At 36.8% G+C, this 23,281-nt stretch carries 27 protein-coding genes and 1 tRNA gene; 1 reads left to right on the forward strand and 27 read right to left on the reverse strand.

What is annotated here, in order from left to right; translation table 11 throughout:
* Positions 1–52: 52 nt before the first annotated feature.
* The 14 genes from tilS to PHY73_04435 all read right to left on the reverse strand — a co-directional run bounded on the left by tilS (position 53) and on the right by PHY73_04435 (position 10,531).
* Entirely contained in the window at positions 53–1,054 is a 1,002-nt protein-coding gene (gene tilS, locus PHY73_04370) for a tRNA lysidine(34) synthetase TilS (protein ID MDD3374939.1), read from the reverse strand.
* A gap of 94 nt (positions 1,055–1,148) precedes the next feature.
* Positions 1,149–1,700 (reverse strand): thermonuclease family protein, encoded by a 552-nt coding sequence (locus tag PHY73_04375; protein ID MDD3374940.1) that lies wholly within the window; start codon positions 1,698–1,700, stop codon positions 1,149–1,151.
* Positions 1,697–2,254, reverse strand: a complete 558-nt coding sequence (locus PHY73_04380) for a hypothetical protein (GenBank protein MDD3374941.1) — start codon at positions 2,252–2,254, stop codon at positions 1,697–1,699. The genes PHY73_04375 and PHY73_04380 overlap by 4 nt, the downstream gene beginning before the upstream one ends.
* 86 nt (positions 2,255–2,340) lie before the next feature.
* Positions 2,341–2,417, reverse strand: a tRNA-Met gene (locus PHY73_04385).
* Between the two features lie 61 nt (positions 2,418–2,478).
* Positions 2,479–2,781, reverse strand: coding sequence for a helix-turn-helix domain-containing protein (locus PHY73_04390; GenBank protein MDD3374942.1), 303 nt, complete (start codon positions 2,779–2,781; stop codon positions 2,479–2,481).
* Positions 2,782–2,783: 2 nt separating this feature from the next.
* A complete protein-coding gene (locus tag PHY73_04395; GenBank protein ID MDD3374943.1) occupies positions 2,784–3,302 on the reverse strand; it encodes a polymer-forming cytoskeletal protein in 519 nt (172 codons plus the stop codon).
* A 14-nt stretch (positions 3,303–3,316) separates the two neighbouring features.
* The gene (locus tag PHY73_04400) at positions 3,317–3,772 is read right to left on the reverse strand and encodes an MgtC/SapB family protein (protein ID MDD3374944.1); all 456 of its coding nucleotides are present in this window, start codon (positions 3,770–3,772) and stop codon (positions 3,317–3,319) included.
* A gap of 14 nt (positions 3,773–3,786) precedes the next feature.
* On the reverse strand, positions 3,787–4,758 hold the full coding sequence (gene tsaD / locus PHY73_04405) for a tRNA (adenosine(37)-N6)-threonylcarbamoyltransferase complex transferase subunit TsaD (protein ID MDD3374945.1): 972 nt from the start codon (positions 4,756–4,758) through the stop codon (positions 3,787–3,789).
* Between the two features lie 4 nt (positions 4,759–4,762).
* Positions 4,763–5,572 (reverse strand): divergent polysaccharide deacetylase family protein, encoded by an 810-nt coding sequence (locus PHY73_04410; GenBank protein MDD3374946.1) that lies wholly within the window; start codon positions 5,570–5,572, stop codon positions 4,763–4,765.
* Between the two features lies 1 nt (position 5,573).
* Positions 5,574–6,869 (reverse strand): S41 family peptidase, encoded by a 1,296-nt coding sequence (locus PHY73_04415; GenBank protein ID MDD3374947.1) that lies wholly within the window; start codon positions 6,867–6,869, stop codon positions 5,574–5,576.
* Positions 6,862–8,298: an Asp-tRNA(Asn)/Glu-tRNA(Gln) amidotransferase subunit GatB gene (gene gatB, locus PHY73_04420; GenBank protein ID MDD3374948.1), complete on the reverse strand. Its 1,437-nt coding sequence runs from the start codon at positions 8,296–8,298 to the stop codon at positions 6,862–6,864. Before gatB ends, PHY73_04415 begins: the two co-directional genes overlap by 8 nt.
* Positions 8,295–9,731 carry an Asp-tRNA(Asn)/Glu-tRNA(Gln) amidotransferase subunit GatA gene (gatA, locus tag PHY73_04425; protein ID MDD3374949.1) on the reverse strand — a complete coding sequence of 479 codons (1,437 nt, stop codon included), beginning with the start codon at positions 9,729–9,731 and terminating at the stop codon, positions 8,295–8,297. The genes gatB and gatA overlap by 4 nt, the downstream gene beginning before the upstream one ends.
* Positions 9,728–10,012 carry an Asp-tRNA(Asn)/Glu-tRNA(Gln) amidotransferase subunit GatC gene (gene gatC, locus PHY73_04430; GenBank protein ID MDD3374950.1) on the reverse strand — a complete coding sequence of 95 codons (285 nt, stop codon included), beginning with the start codon at positions 10,010–10,012 and terminating at the stop codon, positions 9,728–9,730. The genes gatA and gatC overlap by 4 nt, the downstream gene beginning before the upstream one ends.
* Positions 10,013–10,132: 120 nt before the next feature.
* Complete coding sequence (locus PHY73_04435; protein MDD3374951.1) at positions 10,133–10,531, reverse strand: YbgC/FadM family acyl-CoA thioesterase; 399 nt, start codon at positions 10,529–10,531, stop codon at positions 10,133–10,135.
* A gap of 237 nt (positions 10,532–10,768) precedes the next feature.
* On the opposite strand from PHY73_04435, the gene PHY73_04440 reads away from it, so the two are divergent.
* Entirely contained in the window at positions 10,769–11,155 is a 387-nt protein-coding gene (locus PHY73_04440) for a PilZ domain-containing protein (GenBank protein ID MDD3374952.1), read from the forward strand.
* Between the two features lie 38 nt (positions 11,156–11,193).
* Here the strand turns inward: PHY73_04440 and rsmA are convergent, their stop codons facing one another.
* The 13 genes from rsmA to PHY73_04505 all read right to left on the reverse strand — a co-directional run bounded on the left by rsmA (position 11,194) and on the right by PHY73_04505 (position 23,277).
* A complete protein-coding gene (gene rsmA, locus PHY73_04445; GenBank protein MDD3374953.1) occupies positions 11,194–11,994 on the reverse strand; it encodes a 16S rRNA (adenine(1518)-N(6)/adenine(1519)-N(6))-dimethyltransferase RsmA in 801 nt (266 codons plus the stop codon).
* Complete coding sequence (gene pdxA, locus PHY73_04450; protein MDD3374954.1) at positions 11,991–12,953, reverse strand: 4-hydroxythreonine-4-phosphate dehydrogenase PdxA; 963 nt, start codon at positions 12,951–12,953, stop codon at positions 11,991–11,993. The genes rsmA and pdxA overlap by 4 nt, the downstream gene beginning before the upstream one ends.
* Positions 12,928–13,881: a peptidyl-prolyl cis-trans isomerase gene (locus PHY73_04455; GenBank protein ID MDD3374955.1), complete on the reverse strand. Its 954-nt coding sequence runs from the start codon at positions 13,879–13,881 to the stop codon at positions 12,928–12,930. The genes pdxA and PHY73_04455 overlap by 26 nt, the downstream gene beginning before the upstream one ends.
* Complete coding sequence (gene mfd / locus PHY73_04460; GenBank protein MDD3374956.1) at positions 13,878–15,764, reverse strand: transcription-repair coupling factor; 1,887 nt, start codon at positions 15,762–15,764, stop codon at positions 13,878–13,880. The genes PHY73_04455 and mfd overlap by 4 nt, the downstream gene beginning before the upstream one ends.
* Before the next feature lie 36 nt (positions 15,765–15,800).
* Positions 15,801–18,002 (reverse strand): protein translocase subunit SecD, encoded by a 2,202-nt coding sequence (gene secD, locus PHY73_04465; protein MDD3374957.1) that lies wholly within the window; start codon positions 18,000–18,002, stop codon positions 15,801–15,803.
* A gap of 42 nt (positions 18,003–18,044) precedes the next feature.
* On the reverse strand, positions 18,045–18,323 hold the full coding sequence (yajC, locus tag PHY73_04470) for a preprotein translocase subunit YajC (GenBank protein ID MDD3374958.1): 279 nt from the start codon (positions 18,321–18,323) through the stop codon (positions 18,045–18,047).
* A 24-nt stretch (positions 18,324–18,347) separates the two neighbouring features.
* Positions 18,348–18,596, reverse strand: a complete 249-nt coding sequence (gene rpsP / locus PHY73_04475) for a 30S ribosomal protein S16 (GenBank protein MDD3374959.1) — start codon at positions 18,594–18,596, stop codon at positions 18,348–18,350.
* 144 nt (positions 18,597–18,740) lie between these two features.
* Positions 18,741–20,246 carry an anthranilate synthase component I gene (gene trpE / locus PHY73_04480; GenBank protein MDD3374960.1) on the reverse strand — a complete coding sequence of 502 codons (1,506 nt, stop codon included), beginning with the start codon at positions 20,244–20,246 and terminating at the stop codon, positions 18,741–18,743.
* A 2-nt stretch (positions 20,247–20,248) separates the two neighbouring features.
* Complete coding sequence (gene hisI / locus PHY73_04485; GenBank protein MDD3374961.1) at positions 20,249–20,596, reverse strand: phosphoribosyl-AMP cyclohydrolase; 348 nt, start codon at positions 20,594–20,596, stop codon at positions 20,249–20,251.
* Positions 20,593–21,348, reverse strand: coding sequence for an imidazole glycerol phosphate synthase subunit HisF (gene hisF, locus PHY73_04490; GenBank protein MDD3374962.1), 756 nt, complete (start codon positions 21,346–21,348; stop codon positions 20,593–20,595). The genes hisI and hisF overlap by 4 nt, the downstream gene beginning before the upstream one ends.
* Positions 21,330–22,061, reverse strand: a complete 732-nt coding sequence (gene hisA, locus PHY73_04495; GenBank protein MDD3374963.1) for a 1-(5-phosphoribosyl)-5-[(5-phosphoribosylamino)methylideneamino]imidazole-4-carboxamide isomerase — start codon at positions 22,059–22,061, stop codon at positions 21,330–21,332. The genes hisF and hisA overlap by 19 nt, the downstream gene beginning before the upstream one ends.
* Positions 22,058–22,660: an imidazole glycerol phosphate synthase subunit HisH gene (hisH, locus tag PHY73_04500; protein ID MDD3374964.1), complete on the reverse strand. Its 603-nt coding sequence runs from the start codon at positions 22,658–22,660 to the stop codon at positions 22,058–22,060. Before hisH ends, hisA begins: the two co-directional genes overlap by 4 nt.
* The gene (locus PHY73_04505; protein MDD3374965.1) at positions 22,660–23,277 is read right to left on the reverse strand and encodes an imidazoleglycerol-phosphate dehydratase; all 618 of its coding nucleotides are present in this window, start codon (positions 23,275–23,277) and stop codon (positions 22,660–22,662) included. Before PHY73_04505 ends, hisH begins: the two co-directional genes overlap by 1 nt.
* Positions 23,278–23,281: the final 4 nt, after the last annotated feature.

The following is a 23,281-nucleotide window of genomic DNA, read 5'->3' on the forward strand; positions in this document are numbered from 1 at the left end:
GGTTAGAGCTATTATAACGGCTTTTAGGATTTTATCAAGGTTTCCCTAAGGCTTATCTTATTTTCTTTTTTTGAGAAAAAATAAGAACTAATTCTTTTTTTTGAATTGCGATAGATTTGGGTAAATGAACAATCGATTTACTTGGACGATTGTTTATAAGGCATTCTATCTCTTTGATATGGGAAAAAGTCAGCGCTTTCATGTTGCCACTTAGATGCTGAATCGCGAGTCTAATGACAATTCTTTGTATTGCAGGATGGTGTTGGGCAAGTTTTTTTAGATCTAGAGAAATATTTCTCGATTGTTTTGGATGATTTGAAATTTTCAAGAAAATAGTTTCTGCTTCAGATTTAAGAAAATCATAATCAGTGGCCGCTTGAATAGAAAGATGCGCCAAAACGTCCTTAATATTAGGGTTGTATTCTTTTTCCAGTAATGGAATAAGATCCATGCGAATTTTGTTGCGTGTAAAAATCTTACTACGATTTGTTAAATCGGTACAAAATTTTATATTATTTTCTTTAAGAAAATGAACAACATTTATTCGGCTCAAAGTCAGCATCGGCCGGATAAAGGCCATTTGATAGATTTCTCGTTTTGGTAAAATACTTCGCATGCCAGATAGGCCTGTGCCACGTAATAATCTCATTAAAATTGTTTCAGCAAGATCATCTTTTGTGTGGCCTAGTGCGATTGTTTTTGCTTTGTGTGTTTTTGCGACTTTGATAAGAAAGCGAAAACGTTCTTCTCGAGCAGCTTCTTCAAGAGATTGAGCTTTTTTCTTTAAGCAGATTTTTTTAGAAGTGCAAGGGATTTTGAGTTGGTCGCAAAGCTGTTCAACGAACGTCTGGTCGCGGACTGCTTCTTTTCTGATTCCATGATTAAGATGCGCTACATGCAGGTTAATGCTAAAATCGTGACGTAACGCATAAAGCCCATGTAGAAGAGCAACGGAATCTGGTCCACCGGAGACACCAACAATAATTTTTTCGCCAGATGCAAAAAGATTATTATCATGTGAAAATGTTTTAAGTTCTTTTAAGAATGTTCTCATTTAGTGATTAATTTTTTAATACGTAAAGCGATATTTAGGATTCATGGCAAGCAATAAAATTAAGATAAGTTAAGCTTGGAATAGGACAGCATGCCTAATCTCCTTGGATCCCTCGCTTTTCTTTTCTTGCTTCAAGATAGGCTTCTCTTAGCTCAGTTTCGTATTTTGTATTTGGAGGAGTGATGCTAAGATCAGCGAATCCTTGACGTAAGATTTCAGCGTTAACCAGCGTTCCATCTGCAAGAAAAATATATCCTAGAAGATGACCTTGCTTGTCTCGATATTCTCTATCGAACTCTATTTTGACTTGCTTTCCTTTTAAGAGATCATTTGCATACTCATAAGCTTTTTCTTCAGTTTCAATAGTAGGGTTTTCTTTTTCTTCAATAAGAATATTAAATTCATTATAGTTTAGCTTTTTTCGTTTAGGTGGATCGACTGGTTTTAAACCTATAAGTTTGATACGTCTTTTATCGGTTAAAAGAATTAATCCTGGGTTTGTGATTTCTTCGACGGTTGCTTTTTTATTTTCTGAGGAAAGGCTTAAGAACAAAGAGTTTGATTTCTTTTCGGCATTCGCAGCTTGTGTTGCGGAGCATATGAAAAGGAATAAAAATAATAATTTAATAAATCTTATTCGTATCATTTTGATAAAAAGACTTTAACTTCATCAAATTCTTTTTTGGCTTTTTTTGTATTTTCTTTGGATTTTTCGTATTTTTTTTCTTTTTGCGTAATTTCTTTTTTTAATTTTTCTTCTTTGTTTTGAAGTTTATCTTTAAATTTCGTTATTTCAAAATCAAAGTTTTTCTTGCTTTCATTGAGCTTATTTTCAGCGTTCTCAAGGTTTTTCTTGCAGAAATCTACTTTTTTTTGTGCTCTTTTAATTCTTTGTTCTAATTTTTCAGTTTCTTTAGAAATTTCATCTTTTCTTGAAAGATTAAAATCGGCTAGTTGATTTTTAGATTGCACTAATTCTTTATTCGCATTTTTTTCTTTTTCTTTTATTTCATCGTATTTTTCAATAGCACGATCCAAGTCTTTTCGACTTTCTTTAGAAAGATTTTGCTTTTTTAAGCGCCAGATTTCAAGCTCTTCAGAGCTAGCGAGTGTTTTGTCCGAATTGTTTTTGGCAAGGACAGTTGTGGACAAAGGACTAGTGACAAAATAAATTAGTAATAAAAATATATAAATATGCATTAAAAATAACCTTATTTGTTTATTATACTGGAACTTGAAAATCTAGCAAGCGTTTCGAAGAAATTGATCTTGATTATTTGAAGAAATGGTGGCGGCGACTGGATTTAAACCAGTGACAAATCGGGTATGAGCCGAGTGCTCTATCAGGCTGAGCTACGCCGCCGTAAAAAATGCATTCTACGGTAAAGAGAGTAAAATATCAAGAGTTTTCTCGAAAAGATAATTTATGAATTGCGAAAAATGATATATAAAAAGAAAAAGACAACACCAATTGAAATTAGATAAAAATCATTAAAATAAAAAAAGTCTTGGATGCGTTCTGTTGGGGTGTATTCATAGTGAGTATTTTCAGCAATAATTGATCCTGCATTCTTTATGGCAAGCACGTCACTTTTCTTAAAGCGAATAAATTGCCCAGCGATTCGATAGACTTTAAGTTTTTCCTCATCGGAAAGTTCCATAATCTTTTTTTCAGAAACCCCTAGTAGCTGCCCTGCTTCTCTAACAGAAATAAATTGATCAGACATTTTTACCCTTTAGCTTTTTCGAGTGTAATCCATCGATCTACTTTTGCTCGTTCAAATCTCCAATTTTCTCCGTCACGGATGGCTGGAATGTTACCAGCATTTGCCATTTCAACAACAGATTGAATATCAATATCGAGATAGTTAGAGACTTCATCAATCGTTAAGCTTTCGCTAAGCATTTGGCATTTTCCTTGAAAAATGGCACCTTCAACAATGTTTAATTTTGGTGTTGAGATGTTGCCTTCTAGTTCTGAGCCGGGCATAAGAACAAGCATCGTTTTGGCAGTGACGTCTCCCTTGACTTTTCCAGCAACAATAATACTTTCTCCTGTGATACGTGCATCAACATTGGCATTTTCTCCAATGGTCAATGTTCCTTTTGTTTGAAGCGTTCCCTGAAAGTTTCCATTAATTCTTAAATTGACAGGATCTGTAAAAGAAAGCGTTCCTTGCATTTCTGCGTTTATTTCAATAGCTTTTTGTTCATCATCTTTTTTGTTTCGTTTATCCCGAATAGCCATTTTTTCCTCCGATTTTAGGGCCGAAATATTTTTTCAATCTTTTTTTCAATAGAACGAAGTCCAATCAATGTTAAAAAAACAACAAATGTTACTATAACGGCAGCTCCGTATTGTCCTGCGGCAACCGCCATGCCAATTCCGGAAACCACCCACATACTAGCTGCGGTTGTCAGCCCGGTGATTTCAGTGCCACCGCGAATAATTGTTCCAGCGCATAAAAATCCAACGCCAGTTACGATTCCAGCAATAATTCGCGTTGGGTCAACGATATTTGCTTCCTTATATATATCAAAAAGATGAAATGAAGTCAATACGAGGAGTGCTGATCCAACGCCAATTAAAATGTGTGTTCTTAAGCCGGCCCCTTTGTGGCGAATGAATCGCTCAATGCCGATGATGCTAGATAATAGAATGGTTAAAAGAATTTTAAATAATACGTTACCTGCTTGAGAAAGAATTTGTTCAATCACTTAAGTGGCCTCCTCTATTTTTTTATTAGGTGATACCCAAGTCCTGCAATCATCGCGGCGTTATCCATGCATAAGTCAATATCAGGAAAAAAGACATTGATATTTTTCTTTTTTGCCTGAGAATGAAGTTCTTTTCGAAGTTCTGAGTTAGCGGCAACGCCTCCTCCGACGACAAGGGTTTTAATATGTTTTGATTCGCAGGCCAGAATTGTTTTCTTAACAAGTGCTCCAACGACGCTTTTTTGAAATGCGTATGCAATTTCTTGAATACCTGAAGAGCTTAATTCTTTTTGTTTTTTGACATGGTAATAGACTGAGGTCTTAATACCGCTAAAACTAAAATCAAAACTATTGGATAGATTTGCACAAGGAAAGTGAATTTTTTTATTTATTCCTTTTTTTGAAATTCGATCAATAACAGGTCCACCAGGATATCCTAGCTTGAGAATTCGTGCAACTTTATCGTATGCTTCACCTGCCGCATCGTCGCGTGTTTGGCCCAATAGTAAAAAATTTTCAAAGTTCTTTATATGAAAAATGCTCGAATGTCCACCAGAGACAACAAGACCAATTGCCGGGAGCCTAGGAAGCTCTTTTATCTTATTTTCTTGTTTTATTTTTCTTAAGAAATTTGCATAAAGATGTGCTGTGATATGGTTGACTTCAACAAGCGGCTTTTTTAAAGCATAGGATAGAGATTGCGCAAAGGAAATGCCTACTAGAAGTGAGCCAATTAGGCCTGGGTTTGATGTAACCGCAATCGCATCGATTTGTTTTAATGGAACTCTTGCTGTTTCCAAAGCCCGGTGTGTTACCGTATTAATAAGCTCTAATTGTTTACGTGAAGCGATTTCCGGGATGATACCACCGTATTTTTGGTGATCTTTTAAGCTTGTCGCAATAACGTTCGACAGGATTAACTGTCCGTTTTTAACAACGGATACGGATGTTTCATCGCAGGATGTTTCTATGCCTAAAATTTTCATTTTATTAATAGCCAGTAAGTGTTTTTACGGTAACAAATTCAAACCCTTGTTCTTTGAGTTTTTGACTTTGCTCTTGAATAACTTTAAGTGTTGAAGGTCGATTATGGGCAATGCCAATGGCATAACCTTGTTTTTTGGCAATATTGGCAAGTTTTTTGATTTGATTTCTAATGTATTCTTCATTTGAAAGATTGTCTAAAAAGACGTCGCGTTGTGCAAAAGGAATTCGTACTTCAGCGGCTGCTTCCTTACAGATTGAGTCTGAAGTTACTCGACTATCAACAAAAAATAATTTTTTATTTTTAAGATAACGAAGAATGATTTTCATAAAGGCTTTATCTTGAACGGCCTTTGATCCCATGTGATTATTGATCCCCTCGGCGTAAGGCACAGACTCTAGATAATCATCAATTGTTTGCTCTATTTTTTTTGCGTCCATGTTGGTCGTGATGATATAATTTGGTGGATAGACTTCAGTAAATTTATGTGGCTCTAGAGGAAGATGAAGCATGACTTCTTTGTTATTTTCGTGAGCGCATTGCGCCGAAAGTTTACTATAAGGAAGATTCGGCAAAACAGAGATGGCAATAGGAATGTCGATGTTTTTTAAGAAATCGCAGTTTTTATTATATCCCCAATCGTCAATAATGATTGCAATGCGTCCTGTGTCAGGTCTTCCAAACATTTTTCGAATGACAGGTCTGTGCTTTTCAAAAGGCTTATTAAGATAAATGTAAAATAAACCTCCTAAAGATGAAATGATAAGGAAGGCGCATGAAGCGATTGCTAAAAGGTTTCGTTGCTTTTCATTCATTCTAAAGCTCTTTGCGGTAAACTTTTATTCCTTTTAGAACGCTTATAGCCGACTTTACTTGATCATCCGCTAATAAACGTTTTTTAGCTTTTTGGTCTTTGATTGCGTTTACATCTAATTCTTTGTCGCCATTTTCAACATCATCAAAAATCTTTTTGGCGGCATCTTCGCTCTCATCATTTTTCGACACGTTGATTGATTCGTATTCAACGATAATATCAGGCGTGATGCCGATTCCATGAATTGAAATATCTGAAGGTGTAAAGTATTTGCTTGTTGTTAATTTGAGACCTGCCCCATCTGGCAGAGGAATTACGGATTGTACAGAGCCTTTTCCAAAGGACTGCGTTCCAATGATAACTCCTCTTTTATTGTCTTTGAGTGCGCCGGCTAGAATTTCGCTTGCTGAAGCGCTTCCTTCGTTTATCAAAACAGCAATTGGCCAATTAATAAATTCTCCATTTGAGTTTTTTGATTTTTCAACGCTATTTTGGGATGGGTTTCTGGATTTTGTTATGACAATAATTTGTCCTTCAGGAAGAAATTCTTCTGTAATATCGATTGCAACATTAAGAAGACCGCCAGGATTGTTGCGTAAATCTAAAATAAGGCTATCGGCATTTTTGCTCTTAAGGGTATTGAGAGCTTTCTTAAATTCTTTGTAGGAATCTTCACGAAATTCTGTTAGACGAATATATCCAATTGTGTCATCAAGGATCATAACATCTTTAACATCTTGAATATGAATTAACTCGCGTGTAATTGTAAAATCAAGAATTTTTCCTTCGCTTTCACGAAATATGGTTATGTCAATTTTTGTGCCCGGACTGCCTCTCAATTTTTTAACAGCTTCGCTTAAGGTAATATCTTTTGTTGATTCTGTATCAATTTTTACAATTTTATCTTTGGCTTTGACACCAGCCTTCCAAGCTGGCGTTCCTTCTAGGGGAGTGATTACTGTCAAAAGGTTATCTCGGATTGAAATTTCAATGCCGAGTCCTCCAAATTTGCCTTCTGTTTCGGTCTTTAGATCTTTAAAATCTTCAGGTGTCAAGAATTGACTGTGTGGATCAAGTGAGCTTAGCATTCCTTTTAATGATCCATAAATAAGTTCTTTGGCGGATGGTTCTTCCGTGTAAGCTGCTTGCACAGTTGTTAGCGCATAGCTAAAAAGTTCGATTTGAGAATAAAGATCGTCGGGTAGCGTGTCTTTTTTATCGATTTCAGATGTTGCAATTTTCGTTAGCGTTAAAACAGAAAAAAGACAAATAATAATAATAAGAATTTTTTTAGTCATTGAGGATTCTCCTTTTGATCATCTCACCAATTTTTTTAGGGTTTGCTTTTCCTTGTGTTTTTTTCATAGATTGTCCTACAAGAAAGCCAACAGCGCTTTCTTTTCCAGATTTAATTTGTTCGATTATTGAAGGATTTTCATCGATCACTTCTTTGATAACTTTTTCAAGAGTCTCGTCATCTGAAACTTGCGCGAATCCGTGATCATTAATAATTTGATCGATAGTTTTTCCTGTATCAAATTTGATTTTTAAAACATCTTTACCGGCTAAATTGCTTAATACGCCTGTTTCAACTTTGTCAATTAAGGCGATGAGATCATCTGAGGATAGTTTTGCTTTTAAAAGATCGATTTTGCGTGTATTTAATTCTTGCTTAAGTGCGCCCGTAACCCAGTTGCAAACTTTTTTTGGTGAATTGTATTTTTTTGTGCATTCTTCAAAGAAATCAGCAATTTCTTTATCCTGAACAAGTACGTTGGCATCATAATCGGACAATTCGTAATTTGCAATGAAGCGATTTTGTTTTTTTGATGGTGACTCTGGAAGATTTTTTTTTGTTTTTTCGACCTCTTCTTTTTCAACCATAAATGGAACAAGGTCAGGTTCTGGAAAATAGCGATAATCGTGGGCCTCTTCTTTGCTGCGCATTGAGACAGTGATTTGTTTGTGTTCATCCCATAGCCTTGTTTCTTGAATGATACGTTCGCCTGATTCAACAAGCTTGATTTGACGAGCGACTTCAAATTCCAGAGAACTTTTAACTGCTTTAAAAGAGTTTAGATTTTTTAACTCTGTTTTTGTTCCGAGTTCTGTTTGGCCTTTTTCTCGGATTGATACGTTGGCATCACAACGCAGGCTTCCTTTTTCCATGTCACAATCTGAAACATCTAAATATTGCAGGCAAAGTTTGAGTGTTGTTAAGTAATTATAAGCTTCTTGAGCGGATCGCATGTCGGGTTCGCTTACAATTTCAACCAAAGGTGTGCCTGTTCGATTGTAATCAACGAGGCTGCTTTTAATTTTTGGATCATGAATAAGTTTGCCGGCATCCTCTTCCATGTGAGCACGCGTAATACCGATTTTCTTAATTTCGTTTCCTGTTTTAACATTCAGATATCCTGTGTGTGCAATTGGAAAATCATATTGCGAAATTTGATACGCTTTGGGAAGATCAGGATAATAGTAATTTTTTCGATCAAACTTAACAAGCGAGTTAATCTCACAATTAAGGGCAAGGCCGATTTTCATGGCATACTCGAGGACTTTTTTATTTAGCACCGGTAGCGTGCCCGGAAGTCCTAAGCAGATCGGGCAGGTTTGACTATTTGGATTTTTCCCAAATTCAGTTGAGCATCCGCAAAATATTTTTGTTTTTGTATTTAACTGAAGATGAACTTCAAGACCTATCACGGTTTCGTATTGTTTCATAACGTGACTTTCTTTTTGTGCCAATCTGTATTTTGTTCATATGTATGAGCAATGCGAAAAATCATTTCTTCATCAAATGGTTTTGTCATAATTTGTAGACCAATCGGAAGTCCATCATTTGAAAATCCACAAGGCAATGAAAGCGCTGGAATACCTGCTAAATTTGCAGAAATCGTATAAATATCTGAAAGATACATGGACAGCGGGTCAGATGCTTTTTCTCCAAGTTTAAATGCAGTTGTTGGAGATGTTGGCGTCAGGATAGCGTCGAATTCTTTAAAGGCTTCATCAAAATCGTTTTTGATTAGGGTTCTTACTTTTTGTGCTCGTAAATAATAGGCATCATAATAACCAGAAGATAGTGAATACGTTCCTAACATAATGCGTCTCTTGGCTTCTTGTCCAAAGCCTTGGTTTCGAGTTTCTTCATACATATCGATAATGGGTGTTCGTCTCTTATCTTTTGGATAACAACGTAATCCGTATTGAGCGCCATCAAAGCGTGCGAGATTAGAGCTGGCTTCTGCTGTTGCTAAAATATAATATGTGGCCACGGCATATTCTGTATGCGGCAACGAAATTTCTTTAAATTGAGCACCTTTCTTTTTTAAGACCTCAATAGCTGTTATAATTTTTTCTTTTACTTCAGGATCAATGCCTTCAACAAAGTATTCTTTTGGAATTCCAATTTTAAGATTTTTGATGTCACCGGTTAATGCTTTGGTATAGTCAGGAACAGGCAAGTTAGCGGAAGTTGAGTCCATCTCATCATGGCCAGCAATAAGATTTAACAATAATGCTGAATCTTCAACGTCTTTAGTCAAAGGGCCGATTTGATCAAGGCTAGAGGCAAAGGCGATAAGACCATAGCGAGAAACTCGCCCATAGGTTGGTTTAAGGCCAACAATGCCACAAAAAGAAGCTGGTTGACGAATCGATCCTCCGGTGTCAGATCCTAGGGCCCAAATCGCTTCGTGTGCCGCAACAGACGCTGCAGATCCACCGCTTGATCCGCCAGGGACACATTCTAAATTCCAGGGATTTCGTGTTGGGCCAAAAAAAGATGTTTCAGTGGATGATCCAAACGCAAATTCATCCATATTGGCATGTCCGGTTATACGAGCGCCAGATTCTAAAAGTTTATCAACAACAGTTGCATTGTATGGCGGTCTAAAGCCTTCAAGTATATGCGATGAGCAAGTGGTTGGATAATCTTTAATGCAGATATTATCTTTGATTGCGATTGGGACAGGAAATTCTTTAGTAGAGCTTTCTGATTTAATTGGTTTTTCTGAAATATGAGCGTATGCATTGATTCTTTTGTCAAAGGCATCAATTGCTTGTTTTACGGCTAAAAAAACAGATTCGGCCGTTTCTTTTTTTTCTTTAATTAAACTTATAATTTTATGCGCGGTGAGTTCGTTTAGCTTCATTCGATCACCTGAGGAACCTTAAAAGAGCCATTTTCACTTTCAACAGCAATTTTTATTGCCGCTTGTTGTCCAAGTGATTTTCTCAAAATATCATCTCTAAAAACGTTTTTTAAAGGCAAAACATGGCTTGTTGGCTTAACATTGGTGATATCAAGTTTTTTTAGTTTCTCAATGTAGGTCAAGATATCTTCTAGATTTTTTGCAAGTGCTTCTGCCTCTTGATCATCCGTATAGATTCTTGAAAGGTGCGAAATGTACTGAACATCTTTTTTGCTGACCATAACTGTATCCTATTAATAAAAATTTATATATGAAGATATGTATATTATCATCAAAGAGAATTTGTGACAAGATAAAACTAGAAAATATAATTGATAAAATGAGATAAATATAGATTATTTTTAGACGTTTTTAATCTTTGGCTCAAGAACTTGCCGGAGATTTTCAGGGATTTGGCTTGGTTTAAAGTCTGTTGTTAGGCAGACAAGCGTGATTTCCGATATGACTATAAGGCGCCCAGATTTTTCTTCTGTAACCTGTTGGTCAAAAATGAGTTGAGCAGCTGTCATTTTCTTCAGAGAGGCAGTGCAAATAAGCGTTTCACCATAACGTGCAGGACTTTTGTAAGAAATGGTGCAGTTGCGGACAGCATACATGTAGCCTTGTTTTTGGAATTCGGATACGCTTAACCCTAAGTCTTCTAAAAATTCTGTTCGGGCTTCTTCAAGATAATTTAAATATGTTCCATAGTAAACGACTCCTCCTGCATCCGTGTCATGATAATAGATTTTCTTTTTCACTCAGGACCTCTTTTGTTTTTATAAAATGATTTTAAATATGTTATTTTCTTAATCCTTTATTTTCTAGCACTTTTGGTTAATGCTGTCAAGGAAACACGGGAAACAAAAATATATTTTATGAGTCTTGTAAAGTAAAAATTAATATGGTATATTTAATCTAGCCACGGAAACCGGCAACGGTTGCGTGGCTTTTTTCTTATTATCTTATATAAATTTTATTCACAAAGGATTTATCTTATGGATTCAAAGCAAGATAAGTGTCGTCTCGACGACGACAATCGTTATTTTCCTCGCTGGGAAGTTTCAAACAAGGTCACCTATAAACATGAAAGTGGTATTAATTTTCACGAAGGCGTCAGCAGAGATATTAGTAATACGGGTGTTTGTCTGAGAACATACGAAAAGATTCAGCCCCAGGAAAAACTTTTCATGACCATTGAGTTATCCGATGGAATTTCAATTCAAGCTCAAGGTCGCGCTTTGTGGGAAAAAGTAGGTGAAAAAGATTTCTTAGTGGGTGTGCGTTTCGAGGATATTAGTGAAAAAGTGCAAGAAATGATTTTTAATTGCGCTTTTGAATGTCAAAAAGGTCAGTTTCAAGAAAAATGGTATGAAGGCGTTTGATCTAACGCCTTTTTTGTCTCCCCTGTATTAAATTTATATTACAATTGATTAAAATAATTCGAGATATTGATAAAATCGTTTAAGGTAAGATTTTCAGCTCTCGATGTTGGGCTAACATTGCATTTTTCTAAAATAGTTTTAATTTGTGATTTGTTATATTCGTTTGGCAGTGAATTTAGAATTGTTTTTCGTCTTTGCTGAAAAGTTTGGCGAATAGTTTTAAAAAGCAAATCCTCATTCTCGGCTTTTATAGGTGAAGCTTTTTCGAAATTTAAGCAGACAAAAGCAGATTCAACTTTTGGTATGGGTTTAAAGCAAGAATTCTTAATTTTAAATAAAAGGCGTGGCTCGCAGTGATATTGCATAAAACATGTTAGTGATCCGTATTCTTTATTCCCTGGTTTAGCAATCAATCGTTTAGCAAATTCTAATTGAACAGTAATGAACGCTGACGATATATGCTGTGAGTTTTCGATCAGCTTTTCAATAATAGATGATGAGATATAGTACGGAAGATTTCCGATTAGTTTTATTTTTTTATTTAATTTGAGAAAGTCAAATGTTAGAATATCGTCATTGTAAATCTTTACATGAGAATCAGAAATTTTCTTGGAAAGTTCTTCAGCCAAAGTACGATCCTTCTCGACGCCAATAAGCGCCTTGACTTCAGGTGCAATTTTTCGCGTTAAAGCTCCAAGTCCTGGCCCGACCTCGAGAACACAATCAGTGCTTTTGAGATTAGATGCAGAAATAATTTTATTGATAATATTGGGATCGATTAAGAAATTCTGCCCGAGATATTTTTTAGGGTGAATTGGTTTCTTTGTTTTTTGTTTCATTGAGATAAATGTGCTGCTAATCGAATAGATTCAATCATCGATGACGGATCGGCTTTATTTTTTCCAACAATATCAAAGGCTGTCCCGTGAGCTGGAGATGTGCGAATGATTGGAAGTCCGATTGTTAGATTGACGAGACTGTTAAAATCAGATGCCTTAATTGGGATTAGTCCTTGGTCATGATACATAGCAATAATGGCGTCATATTTTTTTATGTTAAATGGGCAAAATAGAGTATCGGCAGCAAATGGACCATCGATATTTCTTGAAATTTTTCTAATTCTTTTGATGACTGGAATAATAGTTTTTTGTTCTTCTTTTCCGATTTTTCCGCCTTCTCCTGCATGTGGATTAAGCCCACAGACTCCAATTCTTGGTTCTTTAATTTTGAATTGTTTTTGAAGAGAGTTCAGCGTAAGGTGAATTGTTTGATAAAGATTTTCTTGCGTAATCGAAGAACTTACCTCGTTAAGTGGAGTGTGTCGAGTTGCAATGATGACTTTTAGATTTTTTGTAACAAACATCATATCGAACTTTTTTACTTTAAAGAAATTGGCTAGATATTCTGTGTGTCCTTTAAAGTTAGGATCAAGCATTTGAATGGCTTCTTTGCAAACTGGTCCAGTAACCAGTGCAGATATTTTCTTGATTTTCAGAAGGCTTAAAGCTGTATCAAGATAAGCCAAGGAGGCCTCTCCTGCTTTTTTATTGGGCCCTGTAAATTTGTTTTTAGAAACATCAAAATTTTTTAAATCAATAAATGAGCAATTTTTTAAAGGGCTTTTAAAATATTTCCGAAAAACTTCAAAATCTCCAATAATTTGAAATCCTCCAATGTTGCGGATAGAAGGATCGACAAGAGCTTTTGCGATAATCTCTGGACCGATTCCGCAAGGATCACCCATTGTGATTCCAATGACAGAATTCTTATTGTTATTTGATTTCAATGTAGGCTTCATTTCTTAGTTTTTTTAACCATGCTTCTCGAAGTTCGTTAGTTTGTTTTTGAGTTAAAATATTTTGGATATATTCTTTTGCTTCTTCTAGGGAGGGGATGCTTTCAGGAGTTTTTTTCTTAACTTGAAAAATATATATTCCAGTTTCGACAGGGACAATAGAAGAAACTTCGCCTTCTTTCAAATTGAATACTACATCTTCAATTTCTGGGATTGCTTCGCCTCTTGCGATAGTTCCGATCGCAGGCGAATCAGAAAAATTTTTAGCAACTTCTGCAAAAGTTTTATTGGTTTCTTTGTTATTTAAGAGTTCTAAGGCTTTTTTTGCTTCTCGTTCAACATCTTTTGGATCTCTCCCCTCGTTTGGTATAAATATTGAGTCGAGCTCAACTGTTTCTGGTTTTTTGAATTTATCAATATTTTCTTCGTAAAATGTTGTAACCTCTTGAGGGCTAACAAAAACTTTTGATGAAACTTCGGAATTTTCCATGTAGCGTATTTTTAGATCTTCGAGAATCCGTTCTCGAACCTCAGAGACTGTTAGTCCTTGTGAGGTGAGATCGTCTAAGAATTCTTTTTCAGTTTGAAACTTTGATTTGATTTCATCAATCCGCTTATCAACTCCTTCTGGCCTGATTATAAGTTCTTTTTGATCGGCAGCATCTACAATTAGCTTGTTGTCAATAAGCCTTGATAAGCCGTTAGCTTGGTAATAAGACATGATTTCTTTAATTTCTTCTTTGCTTCGCCCTGTTGATGCGAGATTGATATAAAGCATCGATAGAAATTGTTTGAGGTCTTGCATTGTAATCGCATTGTCGTTTACAACGGCAAGAATTCTATCGGAAAATTGGCAGTATCCTTTGCTTGCACCAGAGAGAAGCAATATTATGATTAATAAAAATTGTGCTGTTTTCTTAAAATGTGTCATTTGGTATCTCCAGATTCTTTTTTCATGTTTTCAATAGATTCTTTTAGTAATCGACAATATAGATCAAATCCGATAGATGAAATATATCCGTGTTGCTGTTCTCCAAGTAGGTTTCCGGCGCCTCGAATTTGTAAGTCTTCAAAGGCGATATTAAATCCTGATCCTAGGCCACTGTGCTTTTCAATCGCTTCAAGTCTTGACTTTGATTGTGACGATAGCGATTGTTTTGGTGGCGCAATAAAATAGGCATATGCTTTATGATTGAATCGTCCGACTCTTCCTCTGAGTTGATGTAGGTCAGCTAAGCCGAATCGGTCTGCACGATTGACAATAAGTGTGTTGGCATTTGGAATATCAATGCCAGATTCAATAATGGTTGTGCACACCAGAATATCAATCTCACCGCTTAAGAATTGTAGCATAATTTTTTCTAAAAGGCGACCAGACATTTGCCCGTGAGCAGTACAAACGCGTGCGCGCGGAACGAGTTTTTTGATAATATTGCCAATTTTGTCAATATCATCAACTCGGTTATGGAGAAAAAAGACTTGCCCTTTTCTTCTGAGTTCACGGTTAACTGCATCTTTTATTAAGTCTTCATCAAATTCAACAATATGCGTTGATATCGGAACTCGATTTTCCGGGGGCGTGTTAATTGCTGACATATCTTTTGCGCCGGACAACGACATGTAAAGTGTTCGCGGAATAGGAGTTGCCGTAAGCGTTAAGACCTCGACGAGGAATCGAAGGTGTTTAAGGTGTTCTTTGGCTCTGACACCAAAGCGCTGCTCTTCATCAATAATGACAAGTCCCAGGTCTTTAAACGCTATATCTTTTGAAAGAAGCCGGTGTGTGCCGATTACAACATCAGCTTTTCCAGCTTTAAGATCCTTGATGATTTCGAGCTGTTCGCCTTTTGTTCGAAATCGATTGAGCATTACAACTTTAACAGGAAAATCTTTAAGTCGTTTTGAAAAATTATAATAATGTTGTTCTGCTAAAATTGTTGTTGGGACTAAAATAGCAACTTGCTTGTTGTTCATAACTGCTTTGAAGCTTGCGCGCATGGCAATTTCGGTTTTTCCGTATCCAACATCTCCACAGATGAGTCTATCCATGGGAGTTTTTGATTCCATGTCGATTTTAGTTTCTTCCCAGGCTTTGATTTGATCAGGGGTTTCTTTGAAGGGAAAGTTTTTATCGAATTCTGTTTGCCAAGAGGTATTCTTTGAAAACTGAAAGCCTTGTAAGCTTGCGCGCATAGCCTGCACATGGAGAAGTTCGCCAGCAAATAGTTGAATTCGTTTTTGAATGCGGGCTTTTATTTTTTTCCATTCTCCTGTTCCGAGCTTGTAAAGGCGAGGAGGTTTTTTGCTAAAACCGATATATTTTTGGACGAGATGCATATCTGCTTTTGGAACAAAAAGCTTGTCCCCTCCTTTGTATTCGACGATAAGATGTTCTTTTTTTTCTTTGCCGAAATCAAACTCCTCAATTCCGAGGAATTTTCCAACACCGTGATTGTGATGAACGAGATAGTCTCCTTTTTCAATATCGACAAAATTGTTAAGCGGTGTTTCGTTGGAGAATAATTGTTTTTTGGATTTCTTTTTTGGGAGAATAATGACGATATTATGTTGCCATATTGATTTTCCAGTTTTTAGATTGAGACTGGAAATGTGGCGGATTTTATCATCGTCGAGATCAACGCGAATAGGCGAGTCAAAGTTTGTTGGAAAAATATCTACAATTCCGCCGCGTTGACTAAAATCTCCCTCTTCGAGACAAAAGTCTACGCGTGTATAACCGAAAGAATCAAGATGGACAAGGACGGAATCAACAAAAATATGCTGGCCAACAAAGAATTTTAAAGATTTAAACATCCCTTGATCTGCTTTTTAAGGAAAAGACTTGCAAAATTATTTTTTATTTTTTTGCCAAGCCAAAACAAGTGGCGCAGCAATAAAGATGGTGGAATAGGTTCCAGAAACAAATCCGACCATTAAACAAAAGGCAAATGTATTTAAAACATCTCCACCCAGAAAGTAAAGAGCGACAACAACTAAGAGTGTTGTTACTGTTGTTAGTATTGTTCGTCCTAATGTTTGGTTGATGCTTAAATTGATAACATCTTTGAGCGTCGTCTTCCTTGTTGCTAGAAGATTTTCTCTAACACGGTCATAGATAACAATCGTATCGTTGATTGAATAACCAGCGATTGTCAACAGGGCCGTAATAACTAAAAGGTCAATTTGGCGTCCGGCAAGGATTAAAAGCCCTAGCGTTAAAAGAACGTCATGCAGAATTGCGATAACACCGGCTGCGGCAAAATCAAAGTGCTTAAAACGAAAACCAACAAAAACAAGAATACCGCCCAATGCAAAAAGTATTGCGAGAAGGGCGCGTTTGCGAAGCGCTTGGCCAACTACAGGACCAACTTTTTCCAAGCGCATGATTTCAAATCGATTGTCTGGAAAATTTTTGCCAAAGGCCTCGACAGCTTTGTCATAGACATCTTCTGCCGATCGAAGAATGATTGTTTCAGGATTTTTATCAAATTGCTGGATGACAAAGTTTTGGAGTCCTTCTTCTTGCAAGGTTTGACGTAGTTCTTGAGCGTCGACAGGTTTTTCAAATTTGTATTCTTGAATCTGGCCTCCTGCAAAATCAATGCCATAGGCGTTATCTTTTTTTTGCCAGAGCGCCACCATTCCAATGATAATTAAGATTGCAGAAAGAGCATAACAAAGATATCTTTTTGAAACAAAGTCAATTTTTGTGTTTTGAAAGAAATTAAGACTGGGCAAGGATTTTAGAATTTTGGCTTGAATTAAAATGTCAAATAATGTTCGTGTGACAACAAGCGCGGTAAATAAACTTGCAATTAAACCAATGGAAAGAGTAACGGCAAATCCTTTGATGGGTCCAGATCCAAACTGAAAAAGCATAAAAGCTGCAATCAGTGTTGTGATGTTAGAGTCCACAATGGCCTTAAAAGCCTTACTAAATCCATTGCTAACAGCTGCTTGAAGGGGTCTGCCGTTTGCGATTTCTTCTCGAATTCGCTCATTGATTAGAACGTTGGCATCCACAGCCATGCCAAGCGTTAAAATGATACCGGCAATGCCGGGAAGCGTTAAGGTTGCTTGCGCATCTGGCATCATGGTGTTTAAAAATCCCATCGCGCCAACGATCAGTAAAAAATTTAAAATCAAAGCCAAATTGGCAATAAGGCCAGAAATAAAATAGTATAAGAACATAAAAACTAAAACTAAAATTCCGCCGACAATGGTTGCTTTGATTCCTGCGTTGATCGAGTCTTTTCCTAGAAGAGGACCGACTGTTCTCTCTTCTTCGATGTGCATTGGCGCTGGAAGCGCACCCGATCGAAGCGATAATGCCAAAAGGTTTGCTTCTTCAAAAGTAAATAGACCGGAAATTTCGGCACTGCCTGTTAGAATTGGTTCTTTGATATTCGGCGCAGATAAAACTTCACCGTCTAAAACGATCGCAAGACGTTTGCCGACATTTTCTCGTGTCAATGTCGCAAAAGCTTTTGCTCCTTCTCCATTTAGAGAAAGCGAGATGTGCGGTTGTCCAAATCCTGTCTGGTTAAAATCAACGCGGGCATCGGACACCGCTTCCCCGCTTAAAGCAGTTTTTTCTTCGAGTAAAATAGGTCTTTTTTGTTCGTCTTTGGTATATTTTAAAACGTATCCCGTTTCAACTTCTCCAGCTAATGCTTTGCTTAAAAGTGTTGGATCATCACTGACGAGTTTAAATGCAAGTTGGGCGACTTTTCCAATTATTGCAAGAGCAGAATCGCGATCGGTTACACCGGGAAGCTGAACAAGAATTTGGTTCTCGCCTTGACGCTGGATAACCGTTTCACCGACACCGAGCCCATCAATACGATTGCGTAAAATTTCCATGGCGCGCACGACAGCATCTTTGCGTGCCTCTTCAGAAATTTTATCGGTTTCGACTTTCAAGATAAGGTGCATACCTCCTTTAAGATCGAGCCCAAGATTGATGCGTTTTTCAAAAGGCAATGCGAAAAAAAGTGATGCAGCCGTAACGGCCAAAATCAAAAGAATGCGTGTCTTTAAATTCTTTTTCATAGAAGTCCTTTTTTATTATTTGATCTTTCTAATATAGATACATTAATTTTTTTGAACGCGCAAAATAGCGCCTCGATCAATCTCAACTTTAACATTGTCGTCAATTCGAACCACAACACTAGATTCTTTAAGGCTAACAATGGTCCCGTGAAGGCCACCACTCGTGACAATCTCATCATTTTTCTTGAGATTATCTAGCATTAGCTTTTGTTCTTTTTGTTTTTCCTTTTGCGGCTTAATGACTAGAAAATAAAAAACAGCAAAAATAAGCGCGTATGGCACTAAAGCCATGATTGGATTAATGGTTTGTTCATTGCCCATTTGACGTCCTTTCGTAATTTCTTTTTAAGATTTTTTTGTCTTTTTGACTAAAGATCGGACCGTATCGCTCATCTGAGCCCCTTTTTTAATCCATTGCGCTAACTTGTCATGGTCAATAGAAAAAGATACAGGTTTTTCAGATGGATCATAGTGTCCTAAAATTTCGAGATTGCGAGAATCACGCTTTACATCTTTTTTAATAGCAACAATGCGATAATTGTATCGTTTTTTAGCTGACTTTCCAATTCTTTGTAATCGAATACGTACTTCCATGGGTTGCTCCTCTTTCTTTTTTGATGGCTTTGCCTGTTAAAATCTAGAAATAGGTTAATTAAATATATTAATATACTATCGTGATTTTTATTTATTTCAACTCAAATTTGCATTAAAAGCAATTCTTCGCAAATTTAGCTCTTTTTATACAAAGTTGTTGTTCGCCATTTCAATGGCCATTATTTGCGCTTTTGCCTTATTCCGTGTTTCAATGTATTCCTTTTTAGGGTTGGAGTCAGCAACAATGCCAGCGCCCGCTTGAACATAGGCTGTTTTGCCCTTAATCACAATTGTGCGAATGGTAATGCATGTGTCTAGATTTCCAGAAAAACTTAAGTATCCAATACAGCCAGCGTATGGCCCGCGTGAAACAGGTTCAAGTTCATCAATAATTTCCATGGCGCGAATTTTTGGGGCTCCAGAAACCGTTCCTGCTGGAAAACAAGCTTCGATGACATCAAAAGCATTTTTGTTATTTTTAAGCGCCCCTTTAACATTGCTAACAATGTGCATGACATGTGAATAATGTTCAATGCTCATAAACTCAGAAAGTTTCACGCTTCCTTTCTTGCAAACTCGACCAAGATCATTGCGCCCAAGATCAACAAGCATAATATGCTCGGCGCGCTCCTTTGGATCTCGCAAAAGATCTCGAGCAAGCTGAAAATCATGTTTTTCATCTTTTCCTCTTGGACGTGTTCCTGCGATAGGACGTGTTTCAACAATGCCATTTTCGCATCGCACTAAGAGCTCAGGTGAAGATCCAACAATATAAATATCGTCAAATCGAAGCAAATACATATAGGGTGAGGGATTCACTGTGCGTAGCGTTCGATAAACGTTCAGAGGGCTGGTTGTTGTTTCCGTTTTAAATCTTTGTGAAAGCACAACCTGAATGATCTCGCCCGCGCGAATTTTCTTCTTTGCCTCATTAACGGCTTTTTTAAATTTGGATTCATTAAATGTCGATTGAACTTTAGATGACATTTTCTTTGATGTTTTTGTTTTCGGTTTTATTACCGGTTTTTGTAGGCGATTAATCGTTTGGTAAATTGTTTTTTGAGCTGCTTTGTAGGCCAAGAGCTTTTTTTGAGCTGAATCTTTGGGATCAATTTTAACGCAGGATATAATCTTAATTTTATGATTAAAGTGATCAAAAATAATGAGATTTTTTGCTAGAGACAAAAGAATGTCTGGAAATTTTAGATCGTCTTTGGGTTTATTAGGTAGATGCTCAAAAAAGCGAACGGCATCATATCCAATATAACCTAAAAATCCTCCGCAAAATCTTGGAAGTCCTTTGACTTCAACAAATTTATAGCGGGACATAATTTTCTGAACTTCTTTGAGTGGCGATAGGTCTACTGTAAAAGTTTGCTTTGTTGCTTTTGTTCCTTTAAAAGAAATAATCTCAGCTTTATTGCCAGTGGACTTAAATACAAGCTCTGGTTTCTCAGCTAGAAAAGAATAACGCGATACCTTTTCTCCTCCTTCAACGGACTCGAGCAAGAATGAATAGCGAGAATCTTTCGCAATCTTTAAATAAGCAGATGCCGGAGTTTCTAAATCGCCTAGAATCTCTTGATAAACGGGTATTAAATTTCCTTTTTTTGTAAGCTTAACAAACTCTTTTTCTGACGGATAAAACATGACTAGTTAATCTTTCTGTAAAAACAACTCGTTTTTCCTGTGTGGCATGCGCCGCCAATTTGGCGAACAGTAACTAAAAGCGTGTCACAGTCACAATCGTAATAAATTCCTTTAACAAATTGAAAATGACCAGATGTCATGCCTTTCGTCCAATATTCTTTGCGTGATCTTGACCAGAAACAAGTTTTTTTGTCTTTAATAGTTTTTTTTAATGATTCTATGTTCATGTATGCAAGCATAAGAACATCTTTTGTTTTGTAGTCTTGAACAATAGTTGGAATAAGGCCATCGTTATTGAATTTTAGTTTTTTTAATGTTTGTGGTGTAATTTTTATTTTTTCTGGGATCATGATCGTACCTCGATTGATTTTGTGTTTAAATATTTTTTTACTTCTGGAATTGGAATTTCGCCATAGTGAAATATCGATGCTGCCAAAGCGGCATCAGCTGTTGTTTTAGTAAAAACATCATAAAAATGTTCTAATTTTCCAGCACCACCGGAAGCAATGACAGGAATGTTAACAGCATTGCAAATTGCTTTTGTCAATCCTAAGTCATAACCGTTTTTTGTTCCATCGCAATCCATGCTGGTTAGAAGGATTTCTCCGGCACCAAGGTTTTCTGCCTGTTTAGCCCATTGAATGGCATCTTTTCCTGTCGGCGTTCGCCCTCCGTGAGTATAGATTTCCCAGCTGTCTTTGTTCTTTTTGGCATCAATGGCAACGACAATGCATTGGCTGCCAAATTTCTCTGATGATATTTTGATAAGATTTGGATTTTCAACAGCTGATGTATTCATTGACACTTTGTCAGCGCCGGCGTTTAGCAAGTCTCGAATATCATCAATAGAATTAATGCCTCCGCCAACTGTTAGTGGCATAAAAACTTGCTCGGCTGTATTTCGAACGACATCAAGAAAAATAGGGCGCTTTTCATGACTTGCCGTAATGTCTAGAAATACAATTTCGTCAGCTTGTGTTTGATCGTATGTTTTGGCGCATTCCACAGGATCGCCGGCGTCGCGCAGTTCAATAAAATTAATACCTTTGACAACGCGGCCATCTTTAACATCTAGACATGGAATTATACGTTTTGTGAGCATAGTGCAATCGCTTCTTTCAAATCAAATTTATTTTCATATAGTGCTTTTCCAATGATAACGCCGTAAAGATTTTTTGCTTTGATTGACAAAATATTTTTAATGTCATCAAGACTTGATATTCCACCGGAAGCAATCACTGAAAGGTTGACCGTATTTAAGATTTCTTGTATTTGTTTAATATTGGGCCCAACAAGAGCGCCATCGCGTGCAATATCTGTGTAAATAAGAGTTTTAAGCCCAGCTTGCTCAAGCTTTTGGGCAAGGTCTTTTCCTTGGATAGATGAAACTTCAGCCCATCCTTTGGTTGCGACCATTCCATTAGCGCAATCAAGGCTAACGGCGATTTGATTATCCCACTTTGAAAGAACGTCTTTGATAAAATCGAAATCTTCAACCGCCTTTGTCCCTAAGATAATACGAGAAATTCCAATGTCTGCAAAACGTTGAATTGTTTCTTTGTTGCGGATGCCGCCTCCGACTTCAATCGGAACATCGATTGATTCTTTAATTTTCTTGATAATATCAAAATTAGTTGAAATACCTTTTTCGGCTCCATCTAAATCAACAATATGAATCAATTGGGCTCCACAGCTTTGCCATTTTTGAGCAATTGATACTGGATCGTGATTATATTCTGTTTTTTGATCAAATTTACCTTGCGTGAGACGGACAACTTTTTGATCTTTTAAGTCGATAGCGGGTATAATAATCATTTTAATTCGTTAAAGTTTTTTAAGATCTTTAATCCTATTTCTTGACTTTTTTCAGGGTGAAACTGAACTCCAAAAATATTATTCTTTGAGATTGAAGATGTAAAATCTAGACCATAGTTCGTTGTTGTTGCACTGACTTCATTGTTTTTTGGTTTTACAAAAAACGAATGACAAAAATACGCATTAGAGTTCTCTTCAATCCCTTTAAATAAAGGGCAATTTTTTTGTTTAATATTAAGCTGGTTCCATCCCATGTGAGGGATTTTAAGATCAGTAAACCTAACAACAGATCCTGGAATAATGCCGAGAGTTTCAACAGTACCGCCTTCATCGCTTTGGTCGAATAAAAGTTGAAGACCTAAGCAGATACCTAAAAATGGTTTTCCATTTTTGATGGCGTTTTTTATTATTTCAATAAGCTTAAGACTTTTAAGTTTATCCATGGCAGGCGCGATGGCGCCAACACCAGGTAAAACAATCTTTTCAGATGTGCTGATAATGTCAGGATTGTCTGTGACAATGGCGGTTGCGCCAACTTTTTCAAGTGCTTTTTGGACGCTTCTTAAATTCCCCATTCCGTAATCAACAATAGAAATCATTAGTCAATAATTCCTTTTGTTGAAGGAACGCCCTTGCGTCGAGTTTCAATGCGAACAGCATCACATAGAGCAAGCCCCAACGCCTTAAAAGCTGTCTCGAGAGTTGTGTGCAAGTCTTCGCTGACATTTTTAACATTGACAATAAGATTGACTCCAAGATTATTCGCAAAAGACTCGAGAAAGTGCTCGAGATAAGTTAGAGCGTATCCGTCTTGCATATTTGTTCCAGAGGCACCTTCAAAACTAAGCTTGAGGTAACCACGTCCGCCAATATCCAGAATAACTTCAGAAAATGTCGATTCCATTGGTGCTGCAGCAAAGCCAAAGCGTTTAATGCCATTCATGTCGCCTAAAGCTTTTTTGAAAATTTTTCCGAGTACAATACCAATGTCTTCGTTAGTGTGATGGATATCAATTTCTGTATCTGCTTTTTGAACTTCAAGGTTTAAATCGAATAATCCATGAAAAGCAAAAAGTTCAAGCATGTGGTCAAGAATGCCTATGCCGGTTTTGATTTTTGCTGACCCTTTTCCGTCGAGATTAAGTTCGGCTATGATTTCGGTTTCAGTACTTTTGCGTTCAAATGTTGCTTTTCGATCTTTTTTTAAGTTTAGCATATTT

It is taken from the genome of Candidatus Omnitrophota bacterium (assembly GCA_028693815.1).
In the GTDB taxonomy this organism is placed as follows: Bacteria; Omnitrophota; Gorgyraeia; order Zapsychrales; family Aceulaceae; genus Aceula.

Excerpts from the sequence above, each read along its gene's own strand:
- tilS (MDD3374939.1), bottom strand. The coding sequence starts at position 1,054 with ATGAGAACATTCTTAAAAGAACTTAAAACATTTTCACATGATAATAAT.
- PHY73_04375 (MDD3374940.1), bottom strand. The coding sequence starts at position 1,700 with ATGATACGAATAAGATTTATTAAATTATTATTTTTATTCCTTTTCATA.
- PHY73_04380 (MDD3374941.1), bottom strand. The coding sequence starts at position 2,254 with ATGCATATTTATATATTTTTATTACTAATTTATTTTGTCACTAGTCCT.
- PHY73_04390 (MDD3374942.1), bottom strand. The coding sequence starts at position 2,781 with ATGTCTGATCAATTTATTTCTGTTAGAGAAGCAGGGCAGCTACTAGGG.
- PHY73_04395 (MDD3374943.1), bottom strand. The coding sequence starts at position 3,302 with ATGGCTATTCGGGATAAACGAAACAAAAAAGATGATGAACAAAAAGCT.
- tsaD (MDD3374945.1), bottom strand. The coding sequence starts at position 4,758 with ATGAAAATTTTAGGCATAGAAACATCCTGCGATGAAACATCCGTATCC.
- PHY73_04410 (MDD3374946.1), bottom strand. The coding sequence starts at position 5,572 with ATGAATGAAAAGCAACGAAACCTTTTAGCAATCGCTTCATGCGCCTTC.
- PHY73_04415 (MDD3374947.1), bottom strand. The coding sequence starts at position 6,869 with ATGACTAAAAAAATTCTTATTATTATTATTTGTCTTTTTTCTGTTTTA.
- gatB (MDD3374948.1), bottom strand. The coding sequence starts at position 8,298 with ATGAAACAATACGAAACCGTGATAGGTCTTGAAGTTCATCTTCAGTTA.
- gatA (MDD3374949.1), bottom strand. The coding sequence starts at position 9,731 with ATGAAGCTAAACGAACTCACCGCGCATAAAATTATAAGTTTAATTAAA.
- gatC (MDD3374950.1), bottom strand. The coding sequence starts at position 10,012 with ATGGTCAGCAAAAAAGATGTTCAGTACATTTCGCACCTTTCAAGAATC.
- PHY73_04440 (MDD3374952.1), top strand. The coding sequence starts at position 10,769 with ATGGATTCAAAGCAAGATAAGTGTCGTCTCGACGACGACAATCGTTAT.
- rsmA (MDD3374953.1), bottom strand. The coding sequence starts at position 11,994 with ATGAAACAAAAAACAAAGAAACCAATTCACCCTAAAAAATATCTCGGG.
- pdxA (MDD3374954.1), bottom strand. The coding sequence starts at position 12,953 with ATGAAGCCTACATTGAAATCAAATAACAATAAGAATTCTGTCATTGGA.
- PHY73_04455 (MDD3374955.1), bottom strand. The coding sequence starts at position 13,881 with ATGACACATTTTAAGAAAACAGCACAATTTTTATTAATCATAATATTG.
- mfd (MDD3374956.1), bottom strand. The coding sequence starts at position 15,764 with ATGTTTAAATCTTTAAAATTCTTTGTTGGCCAGCATATTTTTGTTGAT.
- secD (MDD3374957.1), bottom strand. The coding sequence starts at position 18,002 with ATGAAAAAGAATTTAAAGACACGCATTCTTTTGATTTTGGCCGTTACG.
- yajC (MDD3374958.1), bottom strand. The coding sequence starts at position 18,323 with ATGGGCAATGAACAAACCATTAATCCAATCATGGCTTTAGTGCCATAC.
- rpsP (MDD3374959.1), bottom strand. The coding sequence starts at position 18,596 with ATGGAAGTACGTATTCGATTACAAAGAATTGGAAAGTCAGCTAAAAAA.
- trpE (MDD3374960.1), bottom strand. The coding sequence starts at position 20,246 with ATGTTTTATCCGTCAGAAAAAGAGTTTGTTAAGCTTACAAAAAAAGGA.
- hisI (MDD3374961.1), bottom strand. The coding sequence starts at position 20,596 with ATGATCCCAGAAAAAATAAAAATTACACCACAAACATTAAAAAAACTA.
- hisF (MDD3374962.1), bottom strand. The coding sequence starts at position 21,348 with ATGCTCACAAAACGTATAATTCCATGTCTAGATGTTAAAGATGGCCGC.
- hisA (MDD3374963.1), bottom strand. The coding sequence starts at position 22,061 with ATGATTATTATACCCGCTATCGACTTAAAAGATCAAAAAGTTGTCCGT.
- hisH (MDD3374964.1), bottom strand. The coding sequence starts at position 22,660 with ATGATTTCTATTGTTGATTACGGAATGGGGAATTTAAGAAGCGTCCAA.
- PHY73_04505 (MDD3374965.1), bottom strand. The coding sequence starts at position 23,277 with ATGCTAAACTTAAAAAAAGATCGAAAAGCAACATTTGAACGCAAAAGT.